Annotated in this window: 10 protein-coding genes; 4 read left to right on the top strand and 6 right to left on the bottom strand. The window is 39.0% G+C overall.

Annotation, left to right across the window (positions count from 1 at the left end; translation table 11 throughout):
- Window positions 1–46: 46 nt before the first annotated feature.
- A complete protein-coding gene (locus NTU69_06295) occupies window positions 47–1,888 on the bottom strand; it encodes a PBP1A family penicillin-binding protein (protein ID MCX5803131.1) in 1,842 nt (613 codons plus the stop codon).
- An 87-nt stretch (window positions 1,889–1,975) separates the two neighbouring features.
- On the opposite strand from NTU69_06295, the gene miaA reads away from it, so the two are divergent.
- Genes miaA through NTU69_06315 form a run of 4 tightly spaced genes read left to right on the top strand, consistent with a single transcriptional unit; the run spans window position 1,976 to window position 5,584 of the window.
- The gene (miaA, locus tag NTU69_06300) at window positions 1,976–2,896 is read left to right on the top strand and encodes a tRNA (adenosine(37)-N6)-dimethylallyltransferase MiaA (GenBank protein ID MCX5803132.1); all 921 of its coding nucleotides are present in this window, start codon (window positions 1,976–1,978) and stop codon (window positions 2,894–2,896) included.
- Entirely contained in the window at window positions 2,893–3,405 is a 513-nt protein-coding gene (gene scpB, locus NTU69_06305; GenBank protein ID MCX5803133.1) for an SMC-Scp complex subunit ScpB, read from the top strand. The genes miaA and scpB overlap by 4 nt, the downstream gene beginning before the upstream one ends.
- A gap of 12 nt (window positions 3,406–3,417) precedes the next feature.
- Entirely contained in the window at window positions 3,418–4,458 is a 1,041-nt protein-coding gene (locus tag NTU69_06310) for a type IV pilus twitching motility protein PilT (protein MCX5803134.1), read from the top strand.
- Between the two features lie 4 nt (window positions 4,459–4,462).
- Window positions 4,463–5,584, top strand: a complete 1,122-nt coding sequence (locus tag NTU69_06315) for a PilT/PilU family type 4a pilus ATPase (GenBank protein ID MCX5803135.1) — start codon at window positions 4,463–4,465, stop codon at window positions 5,582–5,584.
- A gap of 26 nt (window positions 5,585–5,610) precedes the next feature.
- On the opposite strand, the gene NTU69_06320 is transcribed toward NTU69_06315, so the two are convergent.
- From NTU69_06320 to NTU69_06340, 5 genes are all read right to left on the bottom strand, one after another.
- Window positions 5,611–6,096: a MogA/MoaB family molybdenum cofactor biosynthesis protein gene (locus tag NTU69_06320; GenBank protein MCX5803136.1), complete on the bottom strand. Its 486-nt coding sequence runs from the start codon at window positions 6,094–6,096 to the stop codon at window positions 5,611–5,613.
- Window positions 6,093–6,530 carry an MOSC domain-containing protein gene (locus tag NTU69_06325; GenBank protein ID MCX5803137.1) on the bottom strand — a complete coding sequence of 146 codons (438 nt, stop codon included), beginning with the start codon at window positions 6,528–6,530 and terminating at the stop codon, window positions 6,093–6,095. The genes NTU69_06320 and NTU69_06325 overlap by 4 nt, the downstream gene beginning before the upstream one ends.
- Window positions 6,531–6,596: 66 nt before the next feature.
- Entirely contained in the window at window positions 6,597–7,076 is a 480-nt protein-coding gene (moaC, locus tag NTU69_06330; protein MCX5803138.1) for a cyclic pyranopterin monophosphate synthase MoaC, read from the bottom strand.
- Window positions 7,077–7,179: 103 nt separating this feature from the next.
- Window positions 7,180–8,154, bottom strand: a complete 975-nt coding sequence (gene moaA / locus NTU69_06335; GenBank protein MCX5803139.1) for a GTP 3',8-cyclase MoaA — start codon at window positions 8,152–8,154, stop codon at window positions 7,180–7,182.
- Window positions 8,155–8,228: 74 nt separating this feature from the next.
- The gene (locus NTU69_06340; GenBank protein ID MCX5803140.1) at window positions 8,229–10,148 is read right to left on the bottom strand and encodes a molybdopterin biosynthesis protein; all 1,920 of its coding nucleotides are present in this window, start codon (window positions 10,146–10,148) and stop codon (window positions 8,229–8,231) included.
- Window positions 10,149–10,587: the final 439 nt, after the last annotated feature.

Here is a 10,587-nt window from a genome sequence, read left to right on the forward strand (position 1 = left end):
GCCTTTCAAGCCGGCAACGGGGGTTCGAATCCCCCTGGGGACGCTTTTAAAAAAATGAAAAATCTTCGTTTGGATATAATGGAAGGGTTTTTGACATAAAGTCAATCCATATAGGAAGTGCAGCAGTAGAGCCTGATTCTCTGTTTCCAAGATTTGTCTTTTTATCATAGCCAACCCATACAAGACACAGCACCTCTGGCGAAAAGCCTATGAACCACGCATCTCTAAAATCATCCGTTGTGCCGGTTTTGCCAGCGAGAAAATAGGGCATTGTTGATGCTCTCTTCGCAGTTCCGTTTTTGATAACCCCCTTCATCATATCTACAAGAGTAAACATAGTTTCTGGTGAAACAATTCTTTCTTCTTGCTCTTCTTGAGTTTCTCTATTGTATATCTCTTCTCCGTCAATGGTTGCCATGTCTTTTACGGCCGTTGGTGGTATATATATCCCCCCCCTTGCAAATGTTGCGTAAGCAACTGCAAGATCTATGGGAGATATTTCTGTAGTACCAAGAGCTAAAGACAAATTTAATTCAAAGTTACTGTTGATATGTAATCTTTTTGCGAGGTCTATAACGTTTTCTATTCCAACCTTTTCAAGAAGTCTCACAGTTGCGGTATTTAATGAATTTTCAAGCGCTTTTCGCATAGTAACATTGCCAAAATATTCATTCTTATAGTTTTTTGGTTGCCACACTACCTTTGTATATGGATTTGTGAATGATAGTGGAGCGTCTCTTAATATAAGGTCCGGTTGGTATCCCTGCTCAAGTGCTGCCAGATATATGATGGGCTTAAAGGCAGAACCAGGTTGTCTCTTTGCCTGAACCGCTCTATTATAAGGGGATAATGAGAAATCTTTTCCCCCAATAAGGACCTTTATATCTCCTGTCTTAATTTCAACTGCGACAAGCGCCACCTCAGGTAACTCGGTAAACTTTGGGTGCCTTTCTTTATATGATTTCAATCCTTTTTCTATTGCCTCATAAGCGTATTCTGTCATCTTGAGATTTATTGTGGTTTTTATATTAAGTCCAGCAATATAAAGTTCCTGGGGATCGTCCACGTACTCTTCAAGCGTCTGCTTTACATATTCAATAAAATATCCAGTCTTTTTCTCATAGGCTCTAAAGGGTGCAAGTACGAGTGGTGATTTTGTTGCCCTTGTGTATTCTTTGGGGTTTATGAAACCAGCCTCATACATTTTTTTGAGGACAATATTTCTTCTTTCCGTAGTTTTTGAAAGGTTTTTAAAGGGGGATAGTTTTGAAGGAGATTTTGTGAGTGCAGCGAGGGTTGCCGCTTCTTCAAGAGATAACTCACTTGCCTTTTTATGAAAGTATGTGTAGCTTGCTGCTTCAACACCGTGTGCCCCTTCCCCGAGGTAAATGAGGTTTAGATACATATTGAGTATCTCGTCCTTTGAGTAAGTTCTTTCTATCTGTATTGAAAGAACAGCTTCTTCCATCTTTCTTTTTAAACTTTTTTTGTGGCTTAGATAGAGATTTCGTGCAAGTTGCTGTGTTATTGTTGAGGCCCCTTCAGTGATGCTCTTGCGGAGAATATTTTTATAAAGAGCCCGCATTATACTTCGCACATCAATACCGAAATGGTTATAGAATCTTATATCTTCTATCGCTATGAATGCGTATTTGAGATGATTTGGCATTTCAGTAATGGGTATTGGAATCCGTTTTTCGACAAAGAGTTCTGCAAACAGGGTCCCATCATCTGCATAAAGTCTTGTTGCTGATTTAGGTTTATAGCTTTCAAGTTGTTTTACATCCGGTATTTCAAGGTAATTAACAAGGGCATATCCAAAACCAGCCCCAAAGATGGCAGGTATGATAAGGAATATTATAGTAAGTTTGATAACTCTTGAATACATGCGACGATATATTATACTTTATATCCCGTATGTTATCAAACGGCAATGAAGAAGGTTAAGGCTTAAGGTTAAGGTTTGAAGGTTTTTATGAATGAAAAGATAATTGCCATACTCGGTCCTACCTGTACAGGAAAATCTGAACTATCCATCTATCTGGCAGAAAAGTTCAATGGAGAGATCGTAAACGCTGATTCCATGCAAATTTATAAGTATTTTGATATCGGGACTGCCAAGCCAGACATTAATTTAAGAAGGAAGATCCAGCACCATTTAATAGATGTAGCTCAGCCATTTGAGGAGTTTAATGCGGCGATGTTTAGGGAAATGGCAGACACTTTGATAAAGGATATATGGTCTCGTAAAAGAGTGCCAATCCTTGTTGGCGGTACAGGCCTATATATAAAAGCATTGATATATGGTTTGTTTAAAGTTCAAAAGGATACAGGGTTGAGAGAAACATTAAGAAATAGTTATTCGGAAAATCCATTACAATTTTATGAGAAATTAAAGGAGATTGACCCTGAGTATGCTTTAAAAATAAGCTATAAGGATAAAATAAGGGTAGTAAGGGCGATGGAGGTTTTTTATCTCACTGGCATAAAGATGTCAGAGTGGGGGAAGAAGCACGGCTTTAAGGAAATAAGGTACAATATACTTAAAATTGGTTTAAAAAAGGCAAGGGGTGAACTTTATTCAAGGATCAATAGCAGGGTTGAAGAGATGTTAAAAAAAGGCTGGGTGGAAGAGGTAAAACATTTACTTTTTATGGGTTATAAAGAAGATTTAAAGCCTTTTTCAGGTATTGGATATAGAGAGATACTGCTTTATATTAAAGGTTTCATTAGTTATGAAGATATGGTAAAAGATATAAAGAAGTATACAAGACACTATGCAAAGAGGCAGTATACGTGGTTTTCTCAAGAAAAGAATGTGTCTTGGCATGAGTATCCAGAAGAAAAAGAAATGATAACTGACGAAGTGAGGGAGTTTCTCAAGGGATGGACTTGAGCAGGATAATAGAGGCAGTACTTTATTCCTCACCGCGACCTGTAACATTAAAGGGTCTAATAAAAAAGCTTGAGGTTTATTCATTGGAAGACATTCAAAAAGCCTTAAATGAATTGATAAAAGAATATAATTATTCAGATAGAGCACTTGAGATTGTGGGTGTTGCTGGTGGTTATCAGATGAGAACAAAACTGGATTACAGGGAGTGGGTAAAAAGGTTTGTTAGGGAAAAGGATGTTGGGTTAACAAGGGCTATGCTTGAGGCCATTGCAATTATTGCTTATAAGCAACCCATAACAAAGAGGGAGATAGATATTTTAAGAGGAGTAGATTCTGCCCGTGTTATCAAACAATTACTTGAAAGAAGGTTAATTGAGATTGCAGGAAGGAATGAAGATGTAGGCAAACCGATAATCTTTAGAACTACAAACAAATTTTTAGAATTGTATGGTTTAAAGGATATAGGAGATTTGCCAACATTTAAAGAAATAGAATCATTGGAAAAATAGGAGGAGAAGATTATGGATATTTCGGAATTATTGATTTTCGCAGTTGAAAATAAAGGCTCGGACCTTCATATGAGTGCAGGAGAACCACCTGTTGTGAGGATACACGGAGAGATGAGAAAGATTGAAGTACCAGCACTTGATAAGGATGAAGTACACAACATGATATATGAAATCTTGAATGACAACCAGAGAAAATCTTATGAGGAGCATCTGGAGTTGGATTTTTCGTTTTCCCTCGGTGACTATGGCAGGTTCAGGGTTAATGTGTTTAAACAGGCCCGTGGTGACGCTGCAGTATTCAGGACAATACCCACAAAGATTCCTACCTTTGAGGAGTTGAACCTGCCAAAAGTTTTTATGGATTTAGCACGTTTGGAAAAGGGTCTTGTGCTTGTAACAGGGCCTACAGGTAGTGGAAAATCAACCACCCTTGCAGCTATGGTTGACCTGGTAAACAAAGAGGAAAAAGGGCATATAATAACAATTGAAGACCCTATTGAGTTTCTCCATCCTTCGAAAAGTTGTCTTGTAAATCAGAGGGAGCTTGGACCCCACACACACAGTTTTGCAAATGCACTGAGGAGTGCACTCCGTGAAGACCCCGATGTCATTCTTGTAGGTGAGCTTAGGGACCTTGATACCATTGCCCTCACAATGACTGCTGCTGAGACAGGCCATTTGGTTTTTGGAACCTTGCATACAAGTAGTGCACCTGATACTGTGGACAGGGTTATAGATGTTTTTCCTGCAGCCCAGCAAAACCAGGTGAGGTCAATGTTTGCAGAGTCAATACAGGCGATAATAACACAGGCACTTTTTAGAAGAAAAGATGGTAAGGGTAGGGTAGCAGGGTTCGAAATTCTGATTGCAAATAATGCTATAAGAAATCTGATCAGAGAAAGCAAGATTGCCCAGATTCCTTCAATAATGCAGACAAGCAAGGCTTTGGGAATGCAGACAATGGAAGCTGCTGTAACCGAACTACTTAACAAAAACCTTGTCACCAGGGATGAAGTTTCTTTCTACCTGCCACAACAAGGCACACAGAGGTGACACTATGGGAGATATAAAAGACTATTTAAAGTATATGGTAGAAAAAGATGCTTCAGATATCTACCTCACAGAAGGTCTTCCTCCAATGTTCCGTATTGAAGGGATTGTTGAGCCCCATGGAGATACACCCTTAACATCTGAGGATACTCAAGAAATCGCTTATGGTATTATGAATGAGAGACAGAAAAAGATATTCGATGAAGAGTATGAAATGAACCTTGCCCTTTTCTATCCTGAATTTGGCAGGTTCAGGGTGAATATTTTTAAACAGAGGAGCTATATAGGATTGGTCTTGAGGCAGATAAAGATAAAAATAAAAACCTTAGATGAACTTGGTTTGCCAGGTACGTTGAAAGACATAATCATGAGTAAAAGAGGCCTGGTACTTGTGGTAGGTGCAACAGGCAGCGGAAAGTCTACCAGCCTTGCAGCAATGATAGATCACAGGAACGCCCACCAACGTGGTCATATTATCACCATAGAAGACCCTATAGAGTTTGTACATCCCCACAAGCTGAGTGTGATCACCCAGAGAGAGGTTGGCTTTGACACCCATACCTTCTTCAATGCGCTGAAAAACACATTGAGACAGGCACCGGATGTGATTCTTATTGGAGAGATAAGGGATACGGAGACCATGGAAGATGCAATTACATTTGCAGAAACCGGGCATCTGGCCCTTGGAACACTCCATGCGAATAATGCAAATCAGGCTATGGAGAGGATATTGAATTTTTTCCCTGTAGAGAGGCATCTCCAGATATATATGCAACTCTCTCTTAACCTGAGGGCTATTATGTCCCAGAGGTTAATACCCACGGTTGAAGGGAAAAGGGTAGCTGCCATAGAGATACTACTTGACAGTGCGAGGATCAAGGACCTTATCTTAAAAGGCGAAATAGGGACCTTAAAGGAGACAATGGCTGCCTCGTATAATGAGGGTATGCAAACATTTGACCAGCATATTTTTGACCTCTTTGTAGCGGGAAATATAGATTACGATAACGCTATTGCATATGCTGACAGCCCAAATGATTTGAGACTCAAGATCAAGATGTCTGAAATTAAAAAGGAAGAGGTGGATAAAAAGGAACCAAGTTTTAAATTAAAGGTAGATCATAAGTAAATAGACTAATCTCGTCATAGGCGGGATTAAGCACAATCAGTTGAATCGCCTTTCAGTTTGTTGAGGGCGTGTGGTAGGGCAGCCAGTATGAACATGAGGCACTCCGTGGCAGCTTTCGGGCTTCCAGGCAGATTAATAATGATACTTTCGCCCCTGATCCCGCAAATTCCCCTTGATATTATCCCGTAAGGGGTAATCTTGTAGCTCTCAGCCCTCATTATTTCAGAGAAACCAGGTAATTCTTTCTCAATAACCATTTTTGTAGCCTCAGGGGTTACATCCCTTTTAGTAACGCCTGTGCCCCCTGTTGTGATAATAAGATCAACAGCATGTTTGTCCACTTCTTCTTTTATAGTGGATGCAATAATATCTATATCATCTGGTATGATGATTATGTCTTCCACTTCATAGGTCCATTCAAGCATCTTGCTTAGTGCAGGCCCGCTTTTATCCTCTCTTTCACCTAAAGAACCTTTGTCGCTAATCGTAATAATTGCTGCCTTATATTTCATCCTTGAACCTCAATCATATCTCCTACTTTTGCCTCACCTTCTGTCAGCACCTCAACAAATATACCTTCTTTTGGCATTACACAATCACCAACCTGTTTGAATATAGCACACCCGCTATGGCATTTTTTTCCTATCTGGCTAACCCTTACGATTATGTCCTTTCCAATCTTGAGCTCAGTACCAACAGGCAAGGAAAGAAGGTCAATACCTTCTGTTGTGAGGTTTTCTGCAAAATCTCCACAATCAACATTGATGCCCAAGTTTATTATCCTTTCTATGCTTTCTTTCGCAAGAAGGCTTACCTGTCTTATCTCAGTGCCTGCGTGTGCGTCGTTTTCAAGGCCAAAGTCTTTTATGAGTCTGGCTTTTCCTATATTATGCTTTTTTTCTCCTTTTTCACTGCTTATATTCACAGATATGATCTTACCCTTCAAACCCTTACCTCTTATGGCTATTAGCCTTTCAGCATTCAGCTATCAGCATTTACTGCCCACTTCTCACTACTTACTGTTTCTTACGAATCTGCCGCTTTTTCCCCCACTTTTTTTAAGGAGAAAAAATGGCCCAAGTTCGATACCTTTGTCTATTGCCTTGCACATATCATATATAGTAAGGGCGGTAAGCATAACACAGCTTAGAGCTTCCATTTCTACTCCAGTCTGCCCCTTTGTCTTTACTGTAGATATAATGGTGATAGAATTCTTTATATCATTAAATGTGTAACTTACGTCTACATGAGTGATATGAAGGGGGTGGCAAAGTGGTATAAGCTCATGTGTCCTTTTTGCCCCCATAATGCCTGCTATCTTTGCAACAGTAAATATATCGCCTTTTGGCCCCTGTCCCTTTTTTATAAGGTTATATGTTTCTTCAGACATTTTTACCTTACCTGATGCTATGGCTTCTCTCTCTGTTTCATGTTTTCCTGTTATATCGACCATACGAGCCTTTCCTTTACCATCTAAGTGCGTTAGTTTCATTGAACCCCCCTTCGGGATGGCAATTAAGAATGAAAAATGTAGAATTAATAATTAAGAATTTACGACTCTATATTCTCCGTTCTTAATTCTTCATTGCTTTAACTCATCCCCCAATATGTCTCATACTTCTCTGACATTTTTTAATGAATCCTGTTTCAAATTTTTTCTCTGGTTTTGCTTTCACGACGCTGCTGACAAATGTTTTTATTTCCTGATCCTTTGTGTTACTTCTCAAAAGTTTTTTAACATCATACTCAATATCCGAGAAAAGGCATGGTCTTATCATGCCGTTTGATGTGAGTCTGATCCTGTTACATTCCGAGCATATATGAGAAGAAACAGGGCTTATAAATCCTATCTTTCCAAAACTATCCTTGATTTGAAACATCTTCGCAGGGCCTCTTTCAGAATTGGAGGTTGGTTCAAGCTCATACGTATTTTTTATCAGGTTTTCTATTACATTCGATGGGACTATTTTAGAGCTATCCCATAAATTTGATTCGCCAAAGGGCATAAATTCGATAAAACGGACATGGATACCCCATTTTTTCGCAAGCCTCGCAAAATTTAGGATTTCATCGTCATTAAAGCCTTTTATAATAACAGTATTTATCTTTACTGGGTTTAAACCTGCACGTAATGACTCTTCAATGCCTTTTAGTACATTGTCAAATGCATCAACACCTGTGATAAAGGTAAATTTTTCTTTTTTTAGCGTATCAAGGCTTATATTTATCCTCCTTAACCCAGCCTCTTTCAATTCCAGTACCTTTTCACCCAGATATACCCCATTTGTAGTGAGGCTTATATCCTCTATACCATTTATGGTGTTTATTTCCTTCAAGAGATAGGAAATTCCTTTTCTTACGAGAGGTTCGCCACCCGTTAATCGAACCTTATTCACCCCAAGCTCTGAACATATTCTTACAAATCTGACAATTTCTTCATATCTTAGTACCTCATCATGGGGCAAAAATGGAAAATCTTCGTCAACGCAGTATTTGCATCTCAGATTACATCTGTCGGTAATGGAAATCCTGAGATAATTTATAGTCCTGTTAAAATTGTCCAGTAACATAGTAACCACCTTGAAATCAGCTGTCAGCAATCAGTCTTCAGCTTTGTTCCTACGTCATCGTCTCTCGTTTTTCCTCATCTTTGTATATACTTAACTTTTCCTGTATCCTGTGTATTATAACCACCGAACCCTTTAAGCTTTTTTTTGAATTCTTCTGATAATATCAAGTCCATAAGCATATTAAATCTTTTGTCTTCTGTAAACTCTTTTGCGATAAGGAGGTCGTAATCTTCTTCTGTCAAAGGAATAAAACCAAGTGAAAATATCTTTGCCACTCCATAGATGGCAATCCCAACGTCTGCTACAGACTCTCTTACAAGTATACCCACAGCAGTATGAGAGGATTCTTCCCTGTCGTATCCAGTTATCAATTCTTTTTTTATGCCCCTTTCCTTTAACATTATATCTAAGAAAAACCTTGTCCCTGAACCAGATTGCCTATTGACAAATTTTATATTATTTTTTGCAATGTCTCCTATATCTTTTATACCTTTTGGATTATCTTTTTTAACGAGAAGCCCCAATGTCCTTTTGGCGATGTGTATAAGCATGCATGGTTTATCCATAAGGTATTTTTTTATTATCGGGATATTGTATATTCTTTCATGTTCATCAAGGATGTGGGTTGTACATAAACAGGTTATGCCTTTTTTAAGGGTAAGAATTCCGCTCAAACTTCCTATGTGGGTTGATATAAGGTCTATGTGTGAATACCTGCTCTTCATCATGTCTCTAAGAATGTCAAGGGACAGGTCATGACTGCCTGTTATGTGTATTCTCTTTTTGAGTTCGTCTTCTTTCCTCAATAACAGACATGGGACTTCTTCGTTTTCATCATATCCTTCAATATTTTCCGGTACCCTCAACAATGCATCTGCATGGGCCATGGAAGAGAAGATACTTGCTCCTCTTGCCAGTGGAAAGGCATAATATCTCCCGTTTTTCTCCAATAGGTTGATTCTTAATACCTCTTCTATCCCTATCCTTGACGGAATCCTGTAAGGGGTGGTGCAGGTTATATATTTTTTATATAACTGTATATTGGTAAGTTTCTCATAAAGTGGTTCAAGAAATGTTTTAAAGCTTACTACAGCAGATACCGGATACCCTGGTATACCAATTACGGGTTTGCCTTTAATAATACCGAAGATGGTGGGTTTGCCAGGCATCATTGAAACGCCATGGAAGACAAGTGTGCCAAGCTGGCCTATCACGCTCTCTGTATAATCTTCACTACCTGCACTTGATCCAGCATTTATAAGTATTACATCAAATTCTTCGATAACATCTTTAAGAATGTTTAATAACTCATTTTTATTATTGACTATTTTATATTTTTCTGCATGAAATCCCGTATCCTCTGCCAATTTTAATAGGGTGTATGAATTAAAATCAATCAACCCGGCATGTTTTGTTTTCTCAATAGATTCTTCATAAGATTCTTCATATATATCTATTAGTTCCTTGCCTGTCGGTATTATTAATATCTTTGGTTTCCTCCTGACGAAGACCTTTGTCACACCACCGGAAAGGATCATCCCTATGTCGAAGGTTCTTATCCTGTGATTTGTGGGTATCAGTAGATCCCCTTCTATGATATCTTCACCCACCATTCTTACGTTTTGCCAGAGAAACACTGGTTTTCTGATAATTATATGAGACTCTGAATCTTCAACCTCCTCTGTCATAATCACAGCATTTGTATTTTTTGGTAAGGGGTCCCCGGTATTAAGATAAAAGGCATCAATATTTTTAGTCAAAGAGACCGGGTTTGTGAGGTCTGCACTTAGGGTTTTTTCAAAAAAGGTGGCATAACCATCCATAGCAGAACATATAAAAGGGGGATTGGAGCATTTTGCAAATACTGGTTTTGTTGTAATCCGGTCCTTGCACATATACGTAGGAAGATATTCTTCATCTTCTATGGGTTTTGTGTGCTCCAGTATTTTTGCTATTGCCTCTTCACTTCTAATTGTTTCAAGATATCTTTTCATGGTTACCTATCGGGGTTCGAGGCCTGCCCTGCCAAACCGCAGGTCTTGGCCAGGGATTCGAGTGAAAAACAAACCCTTTTAACCCCTCATTTCATACCCACAAAAACAATTATATCACCACATAACAATAAAAAGAAAAGATTATTTAGCTCCCTTTCGGTTTGTTGCCCAAACCGATTTTACGCCGGAACGCTCTTTTGCTCACTGCTCCGCTGCGCGTTTTTACCCACTTACGGCTCAAAATTCTCTCAATTCGCAAACTCGTCCCGTTAAACGGAACTCAAACAGTGCGAATTGTCCTTCGGAACGCTCTTTCTCGCCGAGTGGGAGCCCAAAAATGCTCGAAGTCGCGATTCGCAAAAAGCTCTTCCGGTCGAAAGAGAGAAAGAAAGTATCAAAGGTATTTGGGCAACAGGCTGTCTAACTAATGACCTCTATT

It is taken from the genome of Pseudomonadota bacterium, from assembly GCA_026388215.1.
Classification (GTDB): domain Bacteria; phylum Desulfobacterota; class Syntrophorhabdia; order Syntrophorhabdales; family Syntrophorhabdaceae; genus JAPLKF01.